This window comes from Actinoplanes derwentensis (assembly GCF_900104725.1).
In the GTDB taxonomy this organism is placed as follows: Bacteria; Actinomycetota; Actinomycetes; order Mycobacteriales; family Micromonosporaceae; genus Actinoplanes; species Actinoplanes derwentensis.
Genome location: NZ_LT629758.1, coordinates 3,248,804 through 3,271,846, shown reverse-complemented (window position 1 = coordinate 3,271,846; position 23,043 = coordinate 3,248,804). Strand labels below are relative to the sequence as shown.

The following is a 23,043-nucleotide window of genomic DNA, read 5'->3' as shown; positions in this document are numbered from 1 at the left end:
CCATCGATGATTACGCACGCCATCTCCCGAGATCGGGTGTGACAGGAGCATCATGACGCGATGAGACGGATAGGTGGACTCTCGGTCACCGCTATCGCGTTGCTCCTCGCCGTCCGGACCTGGCCCGGCTTCCGGAACCGGATCGCCGAGGGACAGCACCGGGCGGCCCGTCCGTTCCTGGACCGGACCCGGACACGCACCGCGCTGCGCCGGGCACTGTGGAGCCGGGACGCGCGGGTGATCGTGGTGACCGGGCCGGCCGGGGTCGGCAAGACCGAACTCGTCACCCGGGTCCTGGAACCGTTCCGGCTGCTGCGGACCCGGGTGGTGATCCACGACGGGGCCACGGCCACCGGCCGGATCCTGGACGGCGACGGGACCTTCGACGGGCGTACCCGCAGATCGGTGATCGTCATCGACTCCGCCCAGCATCTGCTGGACGCCGACGGGCGACTGCGGGATCTGGCCCTGGAGGAGGCGTTCGCCGACCGCCGGGGGCACAAGATCGTGCTGGTCACCGACGTGCTTCCGCAACCGAGGGCCGGGCTGTGGTGGCTCGATCCGCGGTACGTCATCGAAGCCGACGGCCTGCCGGTCGGCTACTTCAAGGACTTCGCCCGCCGATCCGCGGAAGGCGCCGCCGGGCGGTTCACCGCACTGGACCATCGCACCCAGGAACGGCTCTGCGGCTACTTTCAGGGCGTACCCCGGCTGGTGCAGCTCTTCGACGCCGTCGTGGCCACCTCGGGCATCACCGCGGCCGACCTGGCCGCCCTGATCCACACCTGGGCGCGGCAGGACCCGGCCGACATCCCCGGCCTGCTGCTGGACCAGTTCGTGACCGGACTGAACCCGGACCAGTACGACCTGTACCGGGCGGTCGCGGCCCTCGGTGTCCCGGCCGGGCCGGCTCTCATCGGCGGCAGCCGGTTCGGGCAGGAGGCGATCCGGAAACGACTCGACGAACTGAGCCCGCACGCGATCCACCAGGTCCCCGGCACCGACCTCTACTTCGTGCCGGAACCCGAGGCCGAACGGGTACTGCGGCAGGCCCCGGCCCAGGTGTCGGCCCGCGCGGCGCAACTGCTGCGGGACGCCGGTGACCCGTCGGCCGCGCTCGCCGAGGTCCGTGCCTGGCTGCGGGCCGGGGATCCGATCCGGGCGTTCCAGCGGATCGGGGAACTGGACGACGGCCCGCTTCCGAGTGCGTCGTTCCGGGCCGCCCGCGAGCGGCTGGCCGAGGAGATCGCACCGGCCGATCAGGTGGAGAACCACAACGTCCTGGCCCGGCTGAGTCAGGAGCGCGGCGAGTTCGAACCGGCCTGGGAGCACTACCAGCAGGCCCTGCACCTGGCCGGCGATCAGACCCGGGTCCGGATCCGGCTGAACCTCGCCTGGCTCGCCCTGGCCCGCGACGACGACGGCGAGGCACTGATCGGTTTCGAACACGTCCGCGACCACCCGCACGCCGACCAGCGGCTCGTCGCCACCGCCCTGGACGGAATGGCCCGCTGCCTGCGCCTGCAAGGCCGGTTCCGGGAGGCGCTGCACACCATGACCCGGGCGGCCGAACTCGCCGAACCCTGGCCCGGCCAGTGGATGCCGGCCGCGCTCCGGCTGGCCCGCCTGCACTCCGAGACCGGCGACCTGCTCGCCGCCGACCACCTCGTGGAGCGGGCGTCGGCCTCGCACGCCGCCTACTACGAGGCACTGGCCGACCTGGCGCTCGCCCGGCAGGACTGGCCGGCCGCCCTCGACCACGCCCGGCGCGCGGTCGCGATGGCCCTGCCGGTGAACGACTCGGCGACCCTGCCGCGCGCCCGGACCACGATCTGCCTGGCCCTGCTCCGGCAGGACCGGTGGGACCAGGCCGCCCAGGCCGCCGCCCTGGCCGAACGCTACCGCGACCCGAACCAGTCGCTGCTCGCGCTGGCCGTCGGCGGTCTCGCTCACCGCCGCGCGAACCGGCCGGCCGAGTCCCGCGCGTGGTTCAACCGGCTGCTGGACGCGACCGGCAGCGGTTTCGAGGCCCGCGAGTGCGAAGGCCTCGCCTACTGCGCCGAGCACCTGGACGGCGACCGGCCGATCGAGGACGCCGTGCACGCCTTCACCGCCGCCCGGCAGCCCCCCTGGGAACCGGCCCCCCGGACCGGCGCGACGATCCTCGCGCTGGTCGAGATCCTGGCCGCCGACGCCCCCGGCCGGGCCCGGCTGCACCGGGTGTTCACCCTGCTGCTGCCGGGAAGCTGATCTCCGGATAGCGGGGCGACGGTCCGTTCAGGAGGGTGCCGGGACGGCCTCGCAGGTGACGGTCGAAGAAGGCGCGGACGTACGCCCGCTGGATCGCCACCGAGCGGTCGCCGTCGATGCTGCCGACCGTCTGTTCGATCTGGTCGGCGGGCAGGCCGATCTGGTGGAACAGCACCTGGTAGTCGCTGAACGACAGATGTGCCGAACCGGTCAGCTCCAGCCAGTAGCGGGGGCCGCGCAACTTCGCCCAGGTACGGGTCCACGTCTCGTCCTGCTCGTCGCCGTGCGTGTCGGAACCCAGCATCAGGAACGGCCGGTTCAGACCGGCTTCGATCACCGGCCCGGTGAACGAGCCGTCCAGGTTGAGCCCGGCCCGGATCCGCCGGTCCACCAGCATCGTGGCGGCCGCCGTCGCGCCGCCCATCGAGTGCCCGAACATGCCGATCCGGGACAGGTCCATCGCGGTGGCGGCCGGCAGTTCCCGCAGGCGGCTGAGCACGAATCGGGTGTCGGTCACCCGTACGTCAAGGACCTTGTCAAGAAGTTGCTCCTCCTGCTCGGGGGACGTGGGCGTGGGAATGTCGCGCAGGGCGATCCGGCCGTCCGGAAACTCGACGAACCCGGCGTCGTGCGGGTGGTCGATCGTGACGACCACGTAGCCGTGGCCGGCCAGGTCCTCGACCAGGGCGGTGCTCGCGGTGCGCTCGACACCGAACCCGGGGGAGTAGAGCAGCACCGGATGGCGGCCGGGCGCGGGCGGCGCCCCCACGTATCCGTGTGTCACCGGCAGCGTGAACCCGCTGTCCGGTGGGTTGACGATGGCGGCGACGCCGGGGGAGACCCAGTCGGCGCGCTGATGGCCGCGAACCGACCTGGCCGGGTACCACACCTGCACCATCAGCTCGCGGTGCCGCTCGGCCGCCACCCACGGGTCGGGGCGGGAGGTGTCGACCAGATGCGCGGTGGCGGTGCCGACCCGGAGCGGGCCGGTCGGCTGTGGCAGGGTGAGCTGGGTGGCCGCCAGAACGACGGCGAGAAGTGTCGTCAGCATGCCTTCGACTCTCCGGTGGGCGAGCGTCGCGGGGTAGTCGTCGATGTCACCGGTCCGGGGTGTGTTCCGCACTGCCGAAACCGTGTGGAATACACACGCCCAGGTGGCGCAGCAGCCGCACCGAACGGTTGTCGTCGTGCTGGAGCAGCATCCGCAGCAGGTGGGTGGTGTCGCGGGCCTCGCGTCTCGGGTTGGCGAGCAGCCGGCCGGGGCGGGCCACCAGCACGTCGTCGGTCCGGGTCCGCCGCCATTGTTTCCGCGCGGCGGTATCGGCCTCCCACCGTGCCCACATCAGCGGCGCCGGCGCGTAGTTGAACTTGAGTCGCGGCCTCCGGCCGGAGAGGGAGATCCGGCTCTACCGGAAGGCATAGGCGGCGTCCCGGGCCATGCCGATCGCACGCCCGGCCAGTACCTCCGGCACCTGCGGATGTTCCACGTTGATCCGGGCCAGACGGGCGTTCGGGAAGGCCAGCGCGATCTGTTCCATCGGCTGCCGCACCACCCCGGGAGTGTTGAAGCCGGTGCCGACGTCCAGCACCAGCAGCCGGGCGTCCGGCGGGGTCGCCGACAGCCACTGCTGGAACCGGTGGCCGGCCGGCAGGTAGCGGTCCCCCACGTACTCCGGGCCTTTGCGCACGTTGAGGAACACCTCGCCGCCGCATCGCGGGCAGGCCGGGATCATCGCCGGGTCGGTGATCTCGCCGGAGGCGGGGTCGTAGGCGCTCAGCGCCGCCTCCACGATCGGCCGGCTCGCCCACACCTCCCGGCTGCACGGCGTCTCGCACTGGTAGAACGCGTAGTCGCCCTGCGGCGTGAACACCCGGTCCGGATCGAAGCCGTTGCGTTCGAACAGCCCGTCCACGTTGCTGGACAGCACGAAGTGCTCGCGGTCGCCGACCAGCTCCCGCAGCCGCTGATAGACCGGCGACGGCTCCGGGCCGAACCGTATGTCGGCGACGTGCGTGGCCCAGTAGCCCCACATCAGCGGGCCCGGCAGGTGCGCGCCGATCAGCTGGTAGCGGGCCCGCAACCCGAGCCGGTGCAGGGCCGGGAACAGTTCGGCGAACCGCCGGGTGTCGGTGTAGTCGAAACCGGCCGCCGCGGACAGCCCGGCTCCGGCGCCGATCACGATCCGGTCGGCCTCATCCAGCCAGCGGCGGAAACGTGCGTCACTCATGGGTCAGTTCTTTCTGGTAGCAGGCGTGATCGTCAGCGGTCCACACGTCGAAGACGACCCGGTCCAGGCGGCCCGGGTGCGCGGCCAGCCAGCCGGTGACGGTCGCCACCGCGATCCGGGCGGCCGGTTCCGGCGGGAAACCGAAGAGCCCGGTGCTGATCGAGCAGAAGGCGATACCGCGGATGTCACCGCGGGTCGCCGCGAGATCCAGACAGCTGCGGTACGCGGAAGCAAGCGCCGCCTCGTGCCCCGGTGTGACCGGTCCGCGCACGATCGGGCCGACCGTGTGCAGCACGTACCGGGCCGGCAAGTGATAGCCGGAGGTGATCTTGGCGCTGCCGGTGGGTTCCGGAAAGCCCTGCTCCGTCATCAGCGTGTGGCATTCGTCGCGCAGCCGGGGCCCCGCCGCGGTGTGGACGACGTTGTCGACGCACCGGTGCTCCGGCTGGAAACAGCCCAGCAGGGCGCTGTTGGCGGCGTTGACGATCGCGTCCACCCGCAGCGCGGTGATGTCACCGCGCCACAGCACGATCCGGTCCCGCCCGTCGACGGTGGGCAGCGTGGCGGCGTCGGTCACCGTCCGTCCCGCGGACTCCGCCGTCAGCAGTTCGTCGAGCATCGTCAGCACGTCCGGCGGCAGCGACCTCGGCGCACTCGTCACCAGCGCGGCCCGGAGCCGTTCCCGCGCCCCGCGGCCGCCCGGAATCCCGAGCCGGGCAAGTATTCGATCAGTGGACACGCTGGTAGACGCTAGGTCCCCGCACTGCTCGCCGGGCGGTACGGAGCCGACGCCCGATGGTCAAAATCCGACACCCGCCCGCTTCCGCGTACGCGACCCGGTCACTGTTCCTCAACTCGGGTCCGGGGGTGCCGATCCCACAGCCACGGCAAGTAAGAGGAGAAGGAATGGGTATCGGCGGGTTCTTCGACGACCGGTCATTGCGCACCAAGATCGGGTCGGCGGCAGTGGTGGCGTCCGCTGCCGGCCTGCTCGTCGGCGGTGTGGCGATGTCCACCATCGTCGGTTTGAACGACCATGCGGAACAGGAGCTGCGCCGGACCACGCTGATCGACAAGTCGGTCGGCTCCTTCGGCCGTAGCCTCGAGTCGTACATCGGCGGCACATCCAGCAGCCAGCTCTACCCGTCCATCGCGGACGCGGTCCTGGCGGGTATGGAGCAGAACAAGAAGGACATCCAAGCAGCTCTGCAGACGCTCGCCACCGCCCTGCCCGGTGACCCGGCGGTCGCCGCCGCGCAGCAGGACTGGGCGAAGTTCCTGAAGTTCATGGCGGTGGACCGCAGCGGCTTCAGCCCGACTGAACTGGGCACCGCCTTCGAGGAGTTCAACACCCTGCACAACGCGCTCACCCAGGACCAGACCGCACTCCAGCAGCGGGTGGAGGCCCTGATCGAGCAGCGGATCGAGGACTCCCAGACGTCGGCGCGGGAAGCCATGTACCTGATCGGTGGTCTGCTCGCCGGTGGTATCGGGCTCAGCCTGCTGATCGGTTTCCAGACGGCGGCCCGGGTCCGGCGTACCGTCGGCGCGGTCTCGCATGTGGCCGAAGGCCTCGCCGAAGGCGACCTCACCCGCAGCTCCGGGGTGACCAGCACCGACGAGATCGGCCGGATGGCGACCGCCCTCGACAAGGCGGTCGGCCGCCTGCGCGTCGACATCGTGCAGCTCGCCGGCAACGCCGGAACCCTGCAGGGTGCGGCCGGGCAGCTGACCTCGGTCTCCGGTGCGGTCGACGCCGCCGCCACCGAAGCCTCCAACCAGGCCGGAGTGGTGTCCGCTGCGGCCGACGTGGTCTCCAACAACCTGCAGATCGTGTCGGCGGGTTCGCAGGAGATGGGTTCGGCCATCCGTGACATCAGCGTCTCCACCGCGGAGGCCACCCAGGTCGCGGCCCAGGCCGTGCAGGTCGCCGCGCAGACCAACGCGATGGTCGGCCGCCTCGGCGACTCGTCGGCGGAGATCGCCACGGTCGTCAAGGTGATCACCGCGATCGCCGAGCAGACCAACCTGCTCGCTCTGAACGCCACCATCGAGGCCGCCCGCGCCGGTGAGCTCGGCAAGGGGTTCGCGGTCGTCGCCGGCGAGGTCAAGGACCTGGCCCAGGAGACCGCCAAGGCCACCGAGGACATCTCCCGCCGGGTGCAGACCATCCAGGCCGACACCAGCGGCGCGGTCCTGGCGATCGGCGAGATCTCCGAGATCATCGAGCGGATCAACGGGCTCCAGCTGACCATCGCCTCGGCGGTGGAGGAGCAGACCGCCACCACCCAGGAGATGAACCGTACGCTCACCGAGGCGGCCAGTGGTGCCGGCGACATCGCCACCACGATCACCGGGGTGTCCGCCGCGACCAGGCGCACCACCACCTCGGTCAACGAGACCCGGCAGGCCGCACAGGAGCTGACCGCGACGGCTGGGCAGCTCCAGACACTGGTGTCACGCTTCCGGTACTGACCGTCCTCTTGACCCGGCGCTAGGTGGTGCCAGCCCTACCCCACAGTGGCGAGCTGGCACCATCGACCGGGGTGGTGCCGGTCAAATACGGTCGGGCCATGATTGACCACCTGATGCCACTGCTCTCCTCGCCGTGGCTCTACGTGATCGTCGTCCTGATCGTGGCCGTCGACGGGTTCCTCCCGGTCGTGCCGTCCGAGGCCGTCGTGATCAGCCTGGGGGCGCTGTCGGCAGTCGGCCACCCCAACCTCGCCGCGCTGGCCGTGGCCGTGGCCGTCGGCGGGATGGCCGGTGACCGGGTGACCTATCTGATCGGCCGCAAAGCCGGAGCGAGGGTCGCCGGCGGCGGCAAACTCGCGGTCGCCAAACAGAAGGCCGAGGCGGCGTTGCTACGGCACGGCGCGGTCGCGATCCTGGCCGCGAGATTCATGCCGTACGGGCGGACCGCCACCGCCCTGGTGTCCGGCTCGGTGGCGTTCCCGATGGTCCGGTTCGCCGCGGTCAGCGTGCTGGCGAGCATCGGCTGGGCGGCGTATGTGATCGGTCTGGGCCGGTGCGGCGGCGAGCTGTTCACCCAGTCGCCGCTGCTCGGAGCAGCCTGCGGCATCGGGATCGGCATGTGCCTGGCAGCGGTGTACGCGATCCGCGAGAAGCGACGGGCGTCGATCCTCAAGCGGGAGGCCGTCCAGGCCTAGTCTCGGATCATGTCGAACGGGCCGAGACCACTCGGGTTCGCCGTCGTGACCCTGCTCTACACGGCGGCCGGGCTGATCGCCTGGCTCGTGGTGGCCGTACAACCCGCCCGGCATCCGCTGCCGGCCACCTTCTACGCCGACATCGCCGCCACACTACTGGTGTTCGCGGCGAGCACGGCGGCGGCGAACGCGAGCCTCTACGACCCGTACTGGAGCGTCGCCCCCGCCGTGATCGTCGCCGCCTGGGTGCTGTGGCTCGGCGCGCCCGGCGCCCGCCCGGGCGTGGTGCTGCTGCTGGTCCTGGCCTGGTCGATCCGGCTGACCGCCAACTGGGCCCGGTCCTGGCAGGGCCTGCACCACGAGGACTGGCGTTACGCGCAACTGCGGGAGGAACGTCCCGCCGGAGCCCCGTGGTGGCTGGTCAACCTGGTCGGCATCCAGCTGGTCCCGACACTTGTGGTGTTCGGCGGGCTGCTCGCGGTCTGGCCGGCCGTCACCGCCGGCGGCCGGGCCTGGGGCCCACTGGACCTGCTGGCCGTCGCGGTGACCGTCGCCGCCGTCACGATCGAGACGACCGCCGACCGGCAGTTGCACCGTTTCGCCGGCGACCCGCAGAACCGGGGCCGGATCATCGACCAGGGCCTGTGGCGGCTCTCCCGGCACCCCAACTACCTGGGCGAGATCCTGTTCTGGTGGGGCCTGTGGCTGTTCGGCCTGGCCGCCGCCCCGTCATGGTGGTGGACGGTGATCGGCCCGATCGGCATGGTCCTGCTGTTCGTCTTCGTCAGCATCCCGATGATGGACCGCCGCTCCCTGACCCACCGCCCCGACTACGCCCAGCACATGCGCCGCGTCCCGGCCCTGCTGCCCCGCCTGTCCGCCCGCCGGTGGTCATAGGATCACCGGTTGGTCGGGGTCTGCACGTGGTGGCGGCCGATCGGGAGCATCAAGGGCTTGCCGGACACCGGGTCGGTGATGACGGTGCTGTCGAGGCCGAACACCGCCCGTACACAATCCTCGGTCAACACCTCGGCGGGATCTCCGGCGGCGTGCAGACCGCCGTCGGCCAGGGCGATCAGGTGGTCCGCGTAGCGGGCCGCCAGGTTCAGGTCGTGCAGCACCATCACGACGGTGGTGCCGCGGTCACGGTTCAGGTCGGTCAGCAGGTCGAGGACTTCGATCTGGTGGCTGACGTCGAGGAATGTGGTGGGCTCGTCGAGCAGCAGCACGTCGGTCTGCTGGGCCAGGGCCATCGCGATCCAGACCCGCTGGCGCTGGCCGCCGGAGAGTTCGTCCACCGAACGGTCGGCCAGGGAGGCGGTGTGGGTGGCGTCCAGGGCGGCGGCCACCGCCGTGTCGTCGTCCTTGCTCCAGCGGGACAGGATCCGCTGGTGCGGGTTGCGGCCCCGGCCGACCAGGTCGGCGACGGTGATGCCCTCCGGGGCGATCGGCGACTGGGGGAGCAGGCCGAGGGTGCGGGCCAGTTGTTTGGCCGGCATCTTGTGGACTTCCCGGCCGTCCAGCAGGACGTGACCGGCGCGCGGGGCGAGCAGCCGTGACATGGACCGCAGCAGGGTCGACTTGCCGCAGGCGTTGGCGCCGACGATGGCGGTGATCTTGCCGGGCGGCAGGAGCAGGTCGAGCGAGTCGATGACCACGCGGTCGGCGTACCCGACGGTCAGTTCTTCGACCTTCAGCGAGTGTTCGGTGGTCACAGGGAGCCTCCCGCGCGGTTGGTGCGCACTAGCAGGAAGATGAGGTACGGGGCACCGAGCACGCCGGTGACCACGCCGACCGGGAACCGGGTGTCGAAGGCGAACTGGCCGAGGAAGTCGGCGAGCAGCACCAGCAGCGAGCCGACCACGGCCGACGGGACCAGCAGCGAACCGCCGGGGCCGACCATCCGGGCGGCGATCGGGCCGGCCAGGAACGCGACGAACGCGATCGGGCCGGTGGCCGAGGTGGCGAACGCGATCAGGCCGACGGCGGCGACGATGGCGATCAGCCGGGTACGTTCCAGCCGGGTCCCGAGGGCGGCGGCGGTGTCGTCGCCGAGCTGCAGCATCGTCAGGTTGCGGGCCTGCGCGAGCAGCATCGGACCGAACACCGCCAGCGCGATTAGCACCGGCATGGTCTCGTCCCAGGTGGAGCCGTTGAGGCTGCCGTTGAGCCACCGGGTGGCGGCTTGCAGGTCCCACTGTCCGGCCTGGTTGAGGATGTAGGAGGTGGCGCTGTTGAGCATGGCGGCGATGCCGATGCCGATCAGCACGAGCCGGGTGCCGGCCACCCCGTCCTTGAACGACAGCACGTAGATGATCACGGCGACGGCGAGCGCGGCGACGATGGCGAACGTGGCGACGCCCGCCTCACCGAGGTTGAGCACGATGATGGCGAACGCCGCCGCGGCGCCGGCCGCGGAGCTGATGCCGATGATGTCCGGGCTGGCCAGGGGGTTGCGCAGCATGGTCTGGAAGGTCACCCCGCCGATCCCGAAGCACAGGCCGGTGACCAGGGCCAGGACCGCGCGCGGCAGCCGCAGTTCACCGACGGTGAAGGACGCACCGGGGACGGTCTCGCCGAGGGTCACCCGGAAGACCTCGCCGGGGGTGTAGAAGGTCTGCCCGACCATCAGGGAGACGGCGAAGAGCGCGACGACGGTCACGGTGAGGCCGCCGAGTACCGCCCGGCGCCGCCGGCCGCGCCGGACCCGGCCGCGGGTGACGGCGTCGAGCGTCGTGGTGGTCATAGCTCGCGTACTTTCTGGCGGCGGACGATGTAGATGAAGAAGGGGGCGCCGATCAGGGCGGTGATGATGCCGGCCTCGATCTCGTCGGGGCGGTTCACCACCCGGCCGAGCACGTCGGCGGCGGTCAGCAGCACACCGCCGGTCAGGGCCGAGAACGGCAGTAGCCAGCGGTGGTCCAGCCCGACCAGCAGGCGGCACATGTGCGGGACTATCAGGCCGACGAAGGCGATCGGGCCGGCGATGGCGGTGGCGCCGCCGGCCAGGACCACCGCACCGAGCGCGGCCACCCCCCGGACCAGGGCGACCCGTTCGCCGAGGCCGGCGGCGAGTTCGTCGCCGAGAGCCAGGGAGTTCAGCGAGCGGGCGCTGAGCAGGCAGATGGCCAGGCCGCCGAGCAGGAACGGCAGCACCTGGGCGATGTTCTCCCAGGTCGCGCCGCCGACCCCGCCGACCTGCCAGGACTGGAAGTTCTCGGCGATGTCACCGCGGGGGAGCACCACCGCGGTGACCAGCGAGGTCAGGGCGGCGGAAGTGGCCGCACCGGCGAGCGCGATCTTGAGCGGGGTGGCGCCGCCCCGGCCGAGCGAACCGACCGAGTAGACGAACAGGGCGGAGATCGCGGCGCCGGCGATGGCGGCCCAGATGTACTGGGTGGCCGTGTACAGCCCGATCGTCGCCATGCCGACCGCGATGGCGAGCATGGCGCCCATGTTCACGCCGAGGATGCCGGGGTCGGCGAGCGGGTTGCGGGTGACGCCCTGCATCACGGCGCCGGACAGGCCGAGGGCCGCTCCGACGAGAGCGGCGAGCAACGTACGCGGGATGCGTTTGATCACCGCCGCCTGGTCGAGGGTCTCGTCGGTGCCGCCGACCGCGGCGACGATGTCGGACCAGCCGACGATGCGGGACCCGAAGGCCACCGACGCCAGCATCACGAGGACCAGGGCGGCGAGTACGACCAGCAGCCAGCCCAGACGCACCCGGGCCGGGCGCCGCAGTGTCGCGACGTCCGGCCCTTCAGCTGGTGACATCAGATCTTGTCGGCGGCGGCGCCGAGCAGGTCGACGTAGTCCTTCAGCACGAAGGAGACGGCGAGCGGCGTCGGGTTGGCGGCGGTGGCGACCGGGGTGCTGCCGGGCAGCGACACGAACGAGCCACGGGCGATGGCCGGAACCTTGGACAGCAGCGGGTCCTTCTGCAGGGTCGCGAGGGTGGTGCCCTCGGCGTCACCGTAGGTCACGATGATGTCGACGTCGCTGAGGTTCTGGACCTGCTCGGCGCTCTGGGTGAGGCTGAACTCCTCGGTGGTGGCCGAGGCCTTCGCGATGCTCTCCGGGTGCTTCATGCCGAGGTCGGTGAAGAACTGGGCCCGGGTGTCGTTCGTGGTGTAGAAGCTGATCTTGCTGAGGTCGGTCGGGTCGATGTGGGTCAGGAACATCACCGACTTGCCGGCCAGCTTCGGGTAGCGGGCCGCTTCGGCCTTCATCTGCCCTTCGATCTTGGTGATCAGCGCGTCGCCCTCGGTGGCCAGGCCCAGGGCCTTGCTCTCCAGCTTGATGCTGTCGCGCCATGAGGTCGCCCACGGCTTCTTCGGGTACGCCACGACCGGCGCGATCTTGCTGAGCGTGTCGTAGTCCTGCTGGGTCAGACCCGAGTAGGCGGCCAGGATGACGTCCGGCTTGGTGTCGGCGACGCCCTCGAAGTCGATGCCGTCGGTCTCGTCGAACAGCGTCGGCGTCGGCACGCCCAGTTCCTTGAGCTTCGCGGCATCCCACGGGAGCAGGCCGTCGCCGTCCTCGTCACCGAAGTTGGCCTTGGCGTAGCCGACCGGGACGATGCCCAGGGCCAGCGGAACCTCGTGGTTGGCCCAGTTGACGGTGGCCACCCGTTCGGGCTTCTTCGCGATGGTGGTGGTGCCGAAGGCGTGCTCGACACTGATCGGGAAGGAAGCCGCGGCGGCGCTGCCGGTGGCGGCCGGGGTCTCCTCGCTGTCGGACGACCCGCAGGCGGTGAGCGCCAGGGCGGTGGTCGCGGCGACGATTCCCGCCAGGAACCGGGATGCACGCATGCTGTGAACTCCAAACTTGACCGATAAGGCTTGCCTAACCTAACAGCTTCATGATCGACAACTGTGGGCGGCCCCGGAAAAGGTTGACGCTTCAACTATTTCGGCATACTGTTCGACCATGACCAACCCCGTCGTGGCCACCGCCGGATCCACCGACCCGCAGGCGCCGCTTGTCGTCCTGCTGCACGGGCGCGGGTCCCATGAGCAGGAGATCCTCGATCTCGCCGGGCACCTGCCGGAGGGCCTGGCCTATGCGGCGGTGCGCGCCCCGATCGCCGAGGGCGGCGGCTACGCCTGGTTCGCCAACCGGGGCATCGGCCGCCCGGTGCCCGAGTCGCTGCGCGCGAACCTCGATTGGTTCCGCCGCTGGCTCGACACCGCGGCCCCCGACGGGCGGCCGGTCGTGCTGATCGGCTTCAGCGGGGGAGCAGCGTTCGCCGGCGGGCTGCTGCTCGACGACCCGCAGCGCTGGGCCGGAGCCGCCGTCCTCTACGGCACCCTGCCGTTCGACGCCGGCGTGCCCACCACCTCGGACCGGCTCGCCGGTGTCCCGGTCTTCGTCGCCCAGGGCGACCACGACACCGTCATCCCGCGCGAACTGCTCGACCGCACCTGGACCTACGTCCGCGACGAGTCCGCAGCGGTCGCCACCACTCGCCGTGACCCGGTCGGACACGGTATCGCGATGCCCGCCCTGGAGGCGCTCGGCGACTGGCTGCGTCACCGGATCGGCTGACAGATCCAGAAAGAGGTGATTGCTCTTGGGCAAATGTGTTTAGGCCCTGATCGGGGTGGGAAACGGGGGTGCGTTCCAGCCCAGCCCGGCCCGGTTTGCCATAGGGAGCACACGCATGACCGTCATGACCGACACCGCTGTTCGACGCGAGTCCGCCACCAGCGCCGAGCCGGCCAGCGAGCTGATCAACACGATGGCGGCCCTCCCGGCCGGCCACCCCTCCCGGCCCCGGCTGCGGGACCAGGCCATCGAAGCGTGGATGCCGCTCGCCCGGCACCTCGCCAACCGCTACGCCAACCGCGGTGAGCCCCGCGACGACCTCCACCAGGTCGCCCTCCTCGGCCTGATCAAGGCGGTCGACCGGTTCGAGGCCGACCGCGGTGTCGACTTCGCCGGGTTCGCGATCCCGACGATCGTCGGCGAGCTCAAGCGCCACTTCCGGGACAAGACCTGGTCGGTGCGGGTGCCGCGCCGCCTGCAGGAGCTGCGCCTCGCGATCACCGGCGCCAACAGCACGCTCAGCCACACCCTCGGCCGTTCGCCGACCGTCACCGACATCGCCGACTACCTGAACATCAGCGAGGACGAGGTCCTGGAAGGCCTCGAAGGCGCGCGGGCCTACAACTCGACGAGCCTCGCCACCCCGGTCACCGAAGGCGGCACCGAACTCGGCGAGACCCTCGGCGGTGAGGACACCGGCTTCGAGCTGGCCGAACTGCGCATCGCCATCGGCCCCGCGCTGGCCACCCTGGACGAGCGCGAGCAGAAGATCGTCAGCCTGCGCTTCTACGGCAACCTGACCCAGAGCCAGATCGCCGACCAGATCGGGATCTCCCAGATGCACGTGTCGCGACTGCTGGCCAAGGCGCTCGCCAAGCTGCGTACCCAGCTCGACGGTGCCATGGTCTGACATCATGTCGCGGTGAACGTACGCGAACTCGGTGTTGAATTCTTCGAACGCCTGAACCGTCACGATCCGCTGGGCGCCAGCCTCGTCGGCCTCACCGCCTACGACGCGCTGCTGCCCGACCCGCACCCCTCGGCCGACCGGGACGCCGCACGCCACTTCCGTGCGACGGCCCGGTCGGCCGCTTCCGCGAGCGGTGACGACATCGACCGGGCCGTGCTGCGGTGGATGGCCGACACCGCCGCCGACGAGGCCGAACACTGCCTGTGGGAGGCCAACGCGTCGGCGATGGTCATCGTGTCACCACAGTCGTCGTACTTCACGGCCGGCGGTGAACAGCGGCTTCCCGGTGCCGCCGCCTTCTTCGACGGCCTGGCCGACCGCTACCGCGACGCCTCGGCACGAGGCCGTCCGAGCACCCGCGCGGGCCTGGCGCAGGCCGCCGCCCAGCTGGAGGGCTACCTGCTGCGGCCCGGCCCGGCCGACGTGCGGGCCGCGATGCGCAGCCTGGCCGACTGCTACACCGGTGAACTTTCCGAGGTCGCCCGCGACGACGAGCACGTCGGCATCTCCGAGGTGCGCGGCGGAGAAGCCGGCTACCGGGCCGCCGTCGCCGCGCACACCACCCTGCCGATGACCCCGCGCGAAGTCCACGACCTGGGCCTGGAACTACTCGCCGACCTGGAGACGCAGTGGTCGTCACTCGGCCGGGAAGCCTTCGGCAGCAGCGAACCGGCCGCCGTCCGGGCCCGCCTGCGTGACGACCCGGCACTGCGGTGCGCCAGCGCCGACGAGATCCTGCAGACGGTCGCCGGCGCCCTGAAACGGGCCGAGGCACTCACCCCCGAGATCACCGCTCTCGCCGCCGACGCTCCCTGCCACGTCGAAGCGGTGCCGCCCGAGGACGCGGACTCGGCACCGGCCGGCTACTACCGCCCGCCGGCCGTCGACGGCAGTCAGCCCGGAACGGTGTTCATCCTGACCGCCGAGCCGGAACAGCGCAGCCGGTTCGCCCTGGAGGCGCTCACCTACCACGAGGCGGTGCCCGGCCACCACTTTCAGGCGGTCGCCGCGCAAGGACGGGAATCACTACCGGACTTCCGGCGGTACGTCGACACCCGGCTCGGTGCCTACGTCGAAGGCTGGGCCCTCTACGCCGAACAACTCGCCGACGACCTCGGCCTGTACTCGTCGCCGCTGGCCCGCCTCGGCCGGGTCAGCATGGCCGCCCTGCGCGCCGCGCGTCTGGTCACCGACACCGGCCTGCACGCTTTCGGCTGGTCCCGGCAACAAGCCGGTGACTTCCTGCGGGACAGCACCGTGCTCTCCGAGCGCGACGTACGACAGGAGGCCGACCGTTACATCGCCTGGCCCGGTCAGGCCCTCGCGTACAGCGTCGGCGCCCGCGAGATCCTGCGCCTGCGTGAGACCGCCCGCACCGCCCTGGGCAGCCGCTACCGTCCGGCCGCTTTCCACGACCAGGTCCTCGGAGCCGGCGCCGTCCCCATGCCCGTGCTGTCCACGATCATCGACCGCTGGGTAACCTCGGCCCGCTAGGCGGCGGTGGTGGCGACGTAGACGGTGTTGGCGGACGTTCCCCTGGTCAGCGGGTTGGGAAAGGTCACCACCTCGGCGGTCGCGGTGGCGAAGACCTCGTTCAGCAAGGTCAGGAAGGTGTCGTCGGGGGCGTCGTCGGACCACAGGCCGAAAGCGCCGCCCGGGTGCAGCAGGTTCGCCAGGCGGCGCAGCCCGTCGGCGGTGTAGAGGTCGGCGTGGGCGGGGTTCAGGACGTTCACGGGGGAGTGGTCGACGTCGAGCAGGATCGCGTCGAAACGGCGGCCCCCGACGGCCGGGTCGAAACCCGAACCGTCGCGGACCAGGGCGAAGAAGTCGCCCTCCAACAGGGTGGTGCGCGGGTCGGTGGTGAGCGCGGCGGCGTGCGGCAGCAGCTCACGACGGTGCCAGCCGATCACCGGGGCGAGCGCCTCGACCACGATCAGGGACCGGACCCGGTCGTCGGTGAGGGCGGTCCGGGCGGTGTAACCCAGACCCAGACCACCCACCACGACATCCAGCGGCTGGTACGACAGGGCCGCCAGCGTGAGCCGGGACAGCTCTTCCTCGGCGACCGTGAACAGGCTGGACATCAGGTACTCGTCGCCGAGCTTGACCTCGTACACCTCGGTCTCGGTGGTGGGTTCCATCCGGCGGCGCAGGCTGATGTCGCCGATCCGGGTGGCTACCCAGTCCAGTTCCACGAGGCGAGAGAGCATGAAGTGTCCTTTCGGCGGTACGACGGCAACCAGGAGTTTTGCACGAACCCGGCGGCAGTCGCGGTCAGGCGCTCACCTTCCAGTCCTGCACGTCGATCTGACTGCCGCCGTACCGGGGCGCGAAGAAGCTCAGCGTGCCGAGCGACTTGAGACGCTGGTGATCGATCAGCGGGTCGGAGTAGTAGATCGCCGCCGAGGTGTAGCGGATGGTCCAATCGGTCCAGCCGGACGCCTTCGACGCGGTCTGGATGTGCAGCTTGCGGGTGCTGGAGTCACCGCTGACCACATACAGGTTGTCACCGCTGTCGACGGCGATGTCGCCGCGGGCCGAGCGCTCCAGGAACGGCGTGTAGTCCTGGTGCCAGACCTTGCTCGCCTTGTCCCGCCAGTAGTGCACGAGGACTGCCGTCTCACGGGCGGCGGTGAAGTCGCTGTTGTCGGCGGCCGACGCGGGCAGGTGGGAGGCGAGCACGTGCACGATGCCTGCCGCGTCGACGACCTGGGATTCCTGGTTGATCAGGCCACGGTTCTGGCCGATGCCCCACACCTTCAGAGTGCTCGCGTTCGCCGCGAGGGGACTGCTGCCGGAGGTGGCGACCACGGTTCCGGCACTGTTGCGCCAGGTGCGGCCCTTGTCCTTGCTGTACGCGTAGTAGAGGTCGTGGTTGGTGCTGGCGTTCGAGGTCTCCCGCACCGTCCACGTGACGTGCAGTAACGGCGTGGCCGGGTCGTAGTTGTCGTACTCGATGCCGAACAGGTAGGCGTTGTTCCCGGCGGTGGTGCCGTCGATGAACTCGCCGACAGACGTCCAGGTGCCGGGTGTGTACTCGTACAGCACCTCGTCGCCGGTGCCGCTGTAACCGGTGCGGATGGCGAGCTGGAGGGTGCCGTCCGGGTGGGCGAAGAACTGCGGGTAGGTGACGACGTCCATCGCGGTGCTCGTCAGTTTCGTCTGCACCGCCCCGAAACCGCTTGTCGACCAGGTCGGCGCGGTGGCGAGACCGGCGACCGACCGGCGGTAGCGCAACTGCGACGAGTGCGTGTCGAACGCCAGGTGGATGGTGCCGTCGGACGGGGCGATGCCGATGCTGATGGTGTTGTGCGAGTCCGTCGAAGCGGTGACGTAGTCGGTCAGCCGCAGGTTCGACCAGGCCCCGGACGGCACCTGGCGGCGGGACAGGTTCACGTAGCCGCTCTGGTCCCAGAAGGCGGCGTACTGCCAGCCGCTGTAGGTGACGATGCCGTCCTGCTGGAACGACTCGCCGTTCATGTAGCCGGTGTAGGTGAGGGCGGTCCGTCCGCTGGTGGTCAGGACGGTGGTGGACGTGGCGGTGACGGTCGGCGCGGCGGCGGTCGCGGGCTGGCCGGGCAGCACGGTGGCGACGAGCGCGAGTGCCAGCGCGGCGGGGATGAATCGTTTCATGGAGCACCTCGGGGGATTCGGGGGAATCCGACCCTATTTCATCAGCATCGATTGGTCGAGGTGCTTGACCAGTGCGTTGACGGCCTCGCGACCGGCCCGGTTGGCGCCCACCGTCGACTGAGACGGACCGAAACCGATCAGGTGCACGCGAGGGTCGGCGGCGGCCCGGGTGCCGATCAGGCGGATGCCGCCCTGGTCGTTACGCAGGTGCAGCGGGTCCAGGTGGGACAGGGCCGCCTTGAAACCGGTCGCCCACAGGATGGCGTCGACCGAGGTGAACGAACCGTCCGCCTCCCGCACCCCGTACGGCTCGATCGCGGTGAACACCGGCCGGCGGTCCAGGGCGCCGCGCTGCCGGGCGGCCAGCGCGTACGGCGTCCAGATCAGCCCGGTGTAGGAGACCACACTGCCGGTCGGGCGACCGGCTTCGACGTCCGCGGTCACCTTCGTGATGGTGTCCCGGCCGGCCACTTCCGGTTCGAAGGCGTCCCGGAAGACCGGCTCACGCCTGGTGTACCAGAACGTCTTCGCCACCCGTGAGATCTCCTCGATCAACTGGACCGCGGAGATCCCACCGCCGACGACGGCCACCCGCCGGCCGGCGAACCGGTCGGCCGACACGTACTCCCGGGTGTGCAGTTGCGTCCCGGTGAACGTCTCCACCCCCGGGTACCAGGGCCGGACCGGGTTGTCCCAGGTCCCGGTGGCGTTGATGATCGCCTCGGCGGCCCACGGACCCCGGTCGGTCTCCACGATCAGCCCACCGTCCGGTCCCGGCCGCACCGAGCCGACCCGCACCGGCCGCACGATCGGCAGATCGGCCTGCGCCTCGAACGAGGCGAAATAGCGGGGTACGGCGGTCCGGCTCGGTTCGCCCGGATCGATCGGTGGTTTCGGGAAACCCGGCAGGTCGAAGATGCCGTTCACGGTCGCCATCCGCAGCGACTCCCACCGGTCACGCCACGCCCCACCGGCTCCGGCCGCGGCGTCGAGCACGACGAACGTACGCCCGCCGGAAGGGTTTTGAAGCGCACTGCCGAACCCACGCCGCCGCAGGTGGTAGCCGGCCGAGAGTCCCGACTGCCCGCCACCCACGACCACCACCGTCGCCGTCCTCATACGCGCCGCAACCCACCCGAACCGCCGGGTATTTCCGGTCCGGCCCGAGCTGTGATCCTCGCCGCCAACCGCTGCGCATAGGCTGACCGGATGTCGCTGACCTTGGACGAGGCCCGTGCCCGGGCTGCCATGCTCTCGGACGTCTCCTACGACCTCGCGCTCGACGTCACCGGCCGCGACGACTTCCGGAGCCGGGTCGTGGTGCGGTTCCACACCGAGGGCGGCGACACGTTCCTGGAGCTGTACCGGGCCGAGTCTCTGCAGGTCACGCTCGACGGATCGCCCGTCACGCCGGTGTACGACGGCCGCCGGATCGTGCTCGACGACCTGAAACCGGGCGTGCACGAGGTGGTCGTGGACGCGCGGCTGCAGTACGTCACCGACGGTGAGGGGCTGCACTCCTTCGTCGACCCGGTCGACGGGGAACGTTACGTCGGTGGATATCTCGGCCTGGACATCACCCAGCGTCTGTTCGCCTGCTTCGACCAGCTCGACCTCAAGGGGCCGATCACGCTGACCGTGACCGCGGACCCGGCGTGGACGGTGTTGTCGAACGGGCGGCTCACCGCGGCGGGTGGGGGACGGTTCGGGTTCGCCGCCACCCCGCCGATCCCCTGCGACCAGTTCGTCGTCGTGGCGGGTCCGTACCACTCGGTGCGATGGGAGTACCGCGGCCTGCCGATGGGCTGGCACACCCGGCGTTCGCTGGCCGCCGCCCTGGACCGTGACGTCGCCGAACTGCGGCGCGTGACCGAGGTCTGCTTCGACCACTACGGCGAGATCTTCACCGAGCCGTTCCCGTTCGACTCCTACGACCAGGTCTTCGTTCCCGACCTCAACTGGGGCGCGATGGAGTGCCCGGGCTGCGTCACCTTCAACGAGTCCATGTTGCCGCGCGATCGGGTCACCGACGACGACCGGCGGTATCGCGCGATGGTGATCGCGCACGAGATGTCGCACATGTGGTTCGCCGACCTGGTGTCGCCGGTGTGGTGGGAGGACGCGTGGCTCAACGAGTCCTTCGCCGACTACATGGGTTACGAAGTGGCCGAGACGGTCGCCGGTTACCCCGGTACCCGCGTGTCGTTCGAGGCGGCTCACAAACCCGGCGCCTACCTCGCCGACCGGCGCCGGTCCACGCATCCGGTCGCCCCGGCCACCGAGGACGTGCCCGACGTCGCCACCGGCATGACGATCTTCGACGCCATCTCCTACGGCAAGGGGAACGCCGTCCTGCGGCAACTGGTGACCTGGCTGGGCGAGACCGACTTCCTGGCCGGGGTGAACGCGCACCTCAGCCGGCACCGGTTCGCCAACGCCACCCTCGAGGACCTGCTGTCGGCACTCGACGCGGCCTCCCCGCGTGACGTGCGCGGCTGGGCTCAGGTGTGGCTGCGGCAGACGGGACACGACACGATCAGGGTCACCCGCCACGGTGACGTGCCGGTGCTGACCCGGACCGGGGTGCGGCCACACCGGTTCACCGTCACCGCCTACTCCCCGTCGCTGGAACCGGCCGGCTCCCAGCTGGTCGACCTCGCGGACGAGCCCGTCGAACTACCGCAGTGGGCCGGGCTGGTCGTCGTACCCAACGCGCACGGCGATACCTTCGCCCGCGTCGAACTCGACCCGTTCTCCCACGACACCCTCGCGCGCGAGCTGAGCGCACTGGCCGACCCGTTGGTACGGGCGGTGCTGTGGGACGTGCTGCTCGACGGGGCGACGCCGGCCGCCCACCTGCTACTGCTGGCGCTGCAACTACCGCGCGAGCCCTCGCCCACGCTGGTGTCCGCCGCCCTCGACCGGACTTTGAACCACCTCGTACGCCGCGTGCTGCCGCCCGCGGAGACAACCGCCGCGCTGGAGGTGATCGCCGCGGCGTGTACGGCCGAGGACGAGCCGGACGAGCAGCGTGCGGTCGTGCTGGCCCGTGGACTCGCCCGGACCACGAGCGACCAGGGGCTGCTGCGGCGGTGGCTGGACGCCGACGCCACCGACCAGGGGCTGGCACTCGACCCGGAACTCCGCTGGGCCGTCGTACACCGGCTGGCCGAACTCGGCGGCCTCGCCGCACCGCAGATCGAAGCCGAACGGCTGCGCGACGGTACCGACGCGGGTGACCTCGGTACCGCCACCGCGCTGGCCGCCCGCCCCACCGCGGAGGCGAAAGCGGCGGCCTGGGCGGCGATGACCGAGGTCCCGGACGTCTCGGTACGCCGCTTCCGGGCCCTCGCCGCCGGGCTGTGGTCGCCGGGTCAGCGGGACCTGGTCACGCCGTACATCGCCGCCTACGTCGCGGTCGCGCCGGCGTTGGCCCGGCGCGGTTCGGCGTTCGCCGCCGCGCTCGGCCGGGCGTTCCCCGCCCTGGCGCTGACCGCCGGCGAGCTGGCGCTCGTCCGGGCGGCGCTGCACGACGACGTGCCTGTCGTGCTGAAGCGGTACTGGGAGGACGAGCTCGACGACCGCCTGCCGTGGGGCCCCTGAGCAGGCGATCACGGGGAACCGGTAGACAGTGACCGTGACTGAAGGATCTTCGATCAGGTCGGCGGGGCGGAATCTGGCCCTCGCGACGCTCGCCTCACGGGTGGCCGGGTTCGTTCGTATCATCGTGCTCGCCGCCGCTCTGGGGCTCGGCACCCGGCTGCTGGACACCTACAACGTGGCCAACACGTTGCCGAACCAGGTGTACGAGCTGGTCGTCGGCGGGACCATGGCCAGCATCGTGGTGCCGCTGCTGACCCGGGCGACGATCAACGAGGCCGACGGCGGGGTGCTGTACACGCAGCGGCTGCTGTCGCTGATCGTCTACGTGCTGAGCGTGATGACAGTGGTCGCGATCGTGGCGGCGCCGCTGCTGATCGACCTGTACGCGCCCGGCTTCACCGCGGAACAGCGGGATCTGGCGATCGTTTTCAGTCGCTACTTCTTTCCGCAGATCCTGTTCTACGGGATCAGCGCGACCGCCGCGGCGGTGCTGCAGATCCGCGGGCTGTTCGGAGCCCCGGCGTGGGCGCCGCTGGTGAACAGCGTGATCGTGATCGCAGTCGGTCTCACCTACGCGGCGGTCGGCGGCAGCACCAGCACCACGCTCGGCGACGGCCATCTGCTGCTGCTCTCGCTGGGCACCACAGCCGGGGTGTTCGCGCAGATGACCCTGGTCGTGTGGTCGCTGCGCCGGTCCGGGTTCCCGATCCGGCTGCACCTGGATCCGCGGGGCATCGGGATCCGGCAGATCGGCAAGCTCGGACTGTGGGTGCTGCTGGCGGTCGTCACCCAGCAGATCCTGGTGGCGGCGGCGACCCGGGCGGCGTCCTGGAGCGGGTTCGGTGGCATCACCGCGTTCCAGTACGCGAACGCGATCTTCCAGGTGCCGTTCGCGGTCGTCGCCGTCTCGATCATGACGGCGATGCTGCCCCGGCTGAGTCAGTACGCGGCCCGGGACGAGCACAACCGGGTGGTCACCGGACTGTCCCGGGCGGTGCGGACCGCGCTCGTCGTGATGGCCCCGATCGCGGCGGCGTTCATGCTGCTCGGCCCGCAGATCGCGATCGTTCTCTTCGACCACGGCAACAGCGATCCGGCGACGGTACGGGTCCTCGGGCTGGTGCTGGCCGCCTACGGTCTGACACTGGTCCCGTTCACCAGCTACATGATCCTGCAGCGGGGCCTCTACGCACTGCAGGACACCCGGACGGCCGCGGTGATCACGGCCGTCGTCGCCGCCGTCGGAGTACTGGGCTGCGCCATCGCCGGATGGCTGCTGCCGGCCGGGGACATCGTGATCGGTATCCCGGTCGCGTACGCCGCCGCCTACCTCACCGGACTGAACCTGACCGCGATCGTGCTCCGCCGCCGGTTGGGCTACATTGACGGGAAGCGGCTCATCCGTACCCACGCCAGGGTCTTTGCCGCCGTTGTCGTCGCCGTGGCCTGCGCCGGGCTGGCGTTCTGGGGGTTGCGGCCGGTGGTGGACGCGTCGGCGTGGACCGGCGCGCTGATCACCGGCCTGGTCGCGGCGCTGGCCGGCGGCCTCGGCTACCTGGCCGCCGGACGGCTGCTGCGCCTGGCCGAACTGCGCCACCTGCTGAACGCGGCCCTGCCCGGCATCCGCACCTGGTGACCG

20 protein-coding genes are annotated in these 23,043 nt (G+C 70.8%); 9 read left to right on the top strand and 11 right to left on the bottom strand.

The features are described 5' to 3' along the window. Nucleotides 1–60: 60 nt before the first annotated feature. Complete coding sequence (locus tag BLU81_RS14365; RefSeq protein WP_157751569.1) at nt 61–2,250, top strand: hypothetical protein; 2,190 nt, start codon at nt 61–63, stop codon at nt 2,248–2,250. On the opposite strand, the gene BLU81_RS14360 is transcribed toward BLU81_RS14365, so the two are convergent. The 4 genes from BLU81_RS14360 to BLU81_RS14345 form a co-directional block, all read right to left on the bottom strand. Beyond that, complete coding sequence (locus BLU81_RS14360) at nt 2,225–3,373, bottom strand: alpha/beta hydrolase family protein (RefSeq protein ID WP_231954521.1); 1,149 nt, start codon at nt 3,371–3,373, stop codon at nt 2,225–2,227. The genes BLU81_RS14365 and BLU81_RS14360 overlap by 26 nt on opposite strands. Then, nucleotides 3,348–3,593: a hypothetical protein gene (locus BLU81_RS14355; RefSeq protein WP_092545046.1), complete on the bottom strand. Its 246-nt coding sequence runs from the start codon at nt 3,591–3,593 to the stop codon at nt 3,348–3,350. The genes BLU81_RS14360 and BLU81_RS14355 overlap by 26 nt, the downstream gene beginning before the upstream one ends. 63 nt (nt 3,594–3,656) lie before the next feature. Continuing rightward, nucleotides 3,657–4,478, bottom strand: coding sequence for an SIR2 family NAD-dependent protein deacylase (locus BLU81_RS14350; RefSeq protein ID WP_092545044.1), 822 nt, complete (start codon nt 4,476–4,478; stop codon nt 3,657–3,659). Then, complete coding sequence (locus BLU81_RS14345) at nt 4,471–5,217, bottom strand: protein-ADP-ribose hydrolase (RefSeq protein WP_092545042.1); 747 nt, start codon at nt 5,215–5,217, stop codon at nt 4,471–4,473. Before BLU81_RS14345 ends, BLU81_RS14350 begins: the two co-directional genes overlap by 8 nt. A gap of 167 nt (nt 5,218–5,384) precedes the next feature. Here BLU81_RS14345 and BLU81_RS14340 point away from each other — a divergent pair, with 167 nt between their 5' ends. From BLU81_RS14340 to BLU81_RS14330, 3 genes are all read left to right on the top strand, one after another. Next, a complete protein-coding gene (locus BLU81_RS14340) occupies nt 5,385–6,953 on the top strand; it encodes a methyl-accepting chemotaxis protein (protein ID WP_092545040.1) in 1,569 nt (522 codons plus the stop codon). Nucleotides 6,954–7,051: 98 nt separating this feature from the next. After that, nucleotides 7,052–7,648, top strand: a complete 597-nt coding sequence (locus BLU81_RS14335) for a DedA family protein (protein WP_157751568.1) — start codon at nt 7,052–7,054, stop codon at nt 7,646–7,648. A 9-nt stretch (nt 7,649–7,657) separates the two neighbouring features. Further along, nucleotides 7,658–8,545 carry a DUF1295 domain-containing protein gene (locus BLU81_RS14330; RefSeq protein WP_092545037.1) on the top strand — a complete coding sequence of 296 codons (888 nt, stop codon included), beginning with the start codon at nt 7,658–7,660 and terminating at the stop codon, nt 8,543–8,545. Nucleotides 8,546–8,547: 2 nt separating this feature from the next. Here BLU81_RS14330 and BLU81_RS14325 read toward each other — a convergent pair whose 3' ends face one another. The 4 genes from BLU81_RS14325 to BLU81_RS14310 are packed head-to-tail and all read right to left on the bottom strand — an operon-like array spanning nt 8,548 to nt 12,462. Continuing rightward, on the bottom strand, nt 8,548–9,363 hold the full coding sequence (locus BLU81_RS14325) for an ABC transporter ATP-binding protein (RefSeq protein WP_092545035.1): 816 nt from the start codon (nt 9,361–9,363) through the stop codon (nt 8,548–8,550). Beyond that, a complete protein-coding gene (locus tag BLU81_RS14320; protein ID WP_092545033.1) occupies nt 9,360–10,394 on the bottom strand; it encodes a FecCD family ABC transporter permease in 1,035 nt (344 codons plus the stop codon). Before BLU81_RS14320 ends, BLU81_RS14325 begins: the two co-directional genes overlap by 4 nt. Next, complete coding sequence (locus BLU81_RS14315; protein ID WP_092545031.1) at nt 10,391–11,425, bottom strand: FecCD family ABC transporter permease; 1,035 nt, start codon at nt 11,423–11,425, stop codon at nt 10,391–10,393. The genes BLU81_RS14320 and BLU81_RS14315 overlap by 4 nt, the downstream gene beginning before the upstream one ends. Then, complete coding sequence (locus BLU81_RS14310) at nt 11,425–12,462, bottom strand: iron-siderophore ABC transporter substrate-binding protein (RefSeq protein ID WP_092545029.1); 1,038 nt, start codon at nt 12,460–12,462, stop codon at nt 11,425–11,427. The genes BLU81_RS14315 and BLU81_RS14310 overlap by 1 nt, the downstream gene beginning before the upstream one ends. 118 nt (nt 12,463–12,580) lie before the next feature. On the opposite strand from BLU81_RS14310, the gene BLU81_RS14305 reads away from it, so the two are divergent. From BLU81_RS14305 to BLU81_RS14295, 3 genes are all read left to right on the top strand, one after another. Then, nucleotides 12,581–13,198, top strand: a complete 618-nt coding sequence (locus BLU81_RS14305; RefSeq protein ID WP_092545027.1) for an alpha/beta hydrolase — start codon at nt 12,581–12,583, stop codon at nt 13,196–13,198. Between the two features lie 115 nt (nt 13,199–13,313). Continuing rightward, on the top strand, nt 13,314–14,108 hold the full coding sequence (locus tag BLU81_RS14300; RefSeq protein WP_092545025.1) for an RNA polymerase sigma factor SigF: 795 nt from the start codon (nt 13,314–13,316) through the stop codon (nt 14,106–14,108). Nucleotides 14,109–14,120: 12 nt separating this feature from the next. After that, nucleotides 14,121–15,662: a DUF885 domain-containing protein gene (locus BLU81_RS14295; protein ID WP_092545023.1), complete on the top strand. Its 1,542-nt coding sequence runs from the start codon at nt 14,121–14,123 to the stop codon at nt 15,660–15,662. On the opposite strand, the gene BLU81_RS14290 is transcribed toward BLU81_RS14295, so the two are convergent. The 3 genes from BLU81_RS14290 to BLU81_RS14280 all read right to left on the bottom strand — a co-directional run bounded on the left by BLU81_RS14290 (nt 15,659) and on the right by BLU81_RS14280 (nt 18,920). Next, nucleotides 15,659–16,378 (bottom strand): polyamine aminopropyltransferase, encoded by a 720-nt coding sequence (locus BLU81_RS14290; protein ID WP_092545021.1) that lies wholly within the window; start codon nt 16,376–16,378, stop codon nt 15,659–15,661. The genes BLU81_RS14295 and BLU81_RS14290 overlap by 4 nt on opposite strands. A 64-nt stretch (nt 16,379–16,442) precedes the next feature. Then, nucleotides 16,443–17,801 (bottom strand): BNR repeat-containing protein, encoded by a 1,359-nt coding sequence (locus BLU81_RS14285; protein WP_092545019.1) that lies wholly within the window; start codon nt 17,799–17,801, stop codon nt 16,443–16,445. A 33-nt stretch (nt 17,802–17,834) separates the two neighbouring features. Next, a complete protein-coding gene (locus BLU81_RS14280; protein WP_092545017.1) occupies nt 17,835–18,920 on the bottom strand; it encodes an NAD(P)-binding domain-containing protein in 1,086 nt (361 codons plus the stop codon). A gap of 90 nt (nt 18,921–19,010) precedes the next feature. On the opposite strand from BLU81_RS14280, the gene pepN reads away from it, so the two are divergent. Beyond that, entirely contained in the window at nt 19,011–21,404 is a 2,394-nt protein-coding gene (pepN, locus tag BLU81_RS14275) for an aminopeptidase N (RefSeq protein ID WP_092545015.1), read from the top strand. A 73-nt stretch (nt 21,405–21,477) separates the two neighbouring features. Further along, nucleotides 21,478–23,040: a murein biosynthesis integral membrane protein MurJ gene (gene murJ / locus BLU81_RS14270; protein ID WP_092557066.1), complete on the top strand. Its 1,563-nt coding sequence runs from the start codon at nt 21,478–21,480 to the stop codon at nt 23,038–23,040. Nucleotides 23,041–23,043 lie beyond the last annotated feature (3 nt).

Coding starts and splice junctions, on each gene's coding strand:
- BLU81_RS14285 (WP_092545019.1), bottom strand. CDS start 17,801: ATGAAACGATTCATCCCCGCCGCGCTGGCACTCGCGCTCGTCGCCACC.
- BLU81_RS14350 (WP_092545044.1), bottom strand. CDS start 4,478: ATGAGTGACGCACGTTTCCGCCGCTGGCTGGATGAGGCCGACCGGATC.
- BLU81_RS14365 (WP_157751569.1), top strand. CDS start 61: ATGAGACGGATAGGTGGACTCTCGGTCACCGCTATCGCGTTGCTCCTC.
- BLU81_RS14315 (WP_092545031.1), bottom strand. CDS start 11,425: ATGTCACCAGCTGAAGGGCCGGACGTCGCGACACTGCGGCGCCCGGCC.
- BLU81_RS14320 (WP_092545033.1), bottom strand. CDS start 10,394: ATGACCACCACGACGCTCGACGCCGTCACCCGCGGCCGGGTCCGGCGC.
- BLU81_RS14335 (WP_157751568.1), top strand. CDS start 7,052: ATGATTGACCACCTGATGCCACTGCTCTCCTCGCCGTGGCTCTACGTG.
- BLU81_RS14310 (WP_092545029.1), bottom strand. CDS start 12,462: ATGCGTGCATCCCGGTTCCTGGCGGGAATCGTCGCCGCGACCACCGCC.
- BLU81_RS14355 (WP_092545046.1), bottom strand. CDS start 3,593: ATGTGGGCACGGTGGGAGGCCGATACCGCCGCGCGGAAACAATGGCGG.
- BLU81_RS14280 (WP_092545017.1), bottom strand. CDS start 18,920: ATGAGGACGGCGACGGTGGTGGTCGTGGGTGGCGGGCAGTCGGGACTC.
- BLU81_RS14330 (WP_092545037.1), top strand. CDS start 7,658: ATGTCGAACGGGCCGAGACCACTCGGGTTCGCCGTCGTGACCCTGCTC.
- BLU81_RS14340 (WP_092545040.1), top strand. CDS start 5,385: ATGGGTATCGGCGGGTTCTTCGACGACCGGTCATTGCGCACCAAGATC.
- pepN (WP_092545015.1), top strand. CDS start 19,011: ATGTCGCTGACCTTGGACGAGGCCCGTGCCCGGGCTGCCATGCTCTCG.
- BLU81_RS14300 (WP_092545025.1), top strand. CDS start 13,314: ATGACCGTCATGACCGACACCGCTGTTCGACGCGAGTCCGCCACCAGC.
- BLU81_RS14305 (WP_092545027.1), top strand. CDS start 12,581: ATGACCAACCCCGTCGTGGCCACCGCCGGATCCACCGACCCGCAGGCG.
- BLU81_RS14290 (WP_092545021.1), bottom strand. CDS start 16,378: ATGCTCTCTCGCCTCGTGGAACTGGACTGGGTAGCCACCCGGATCGGC.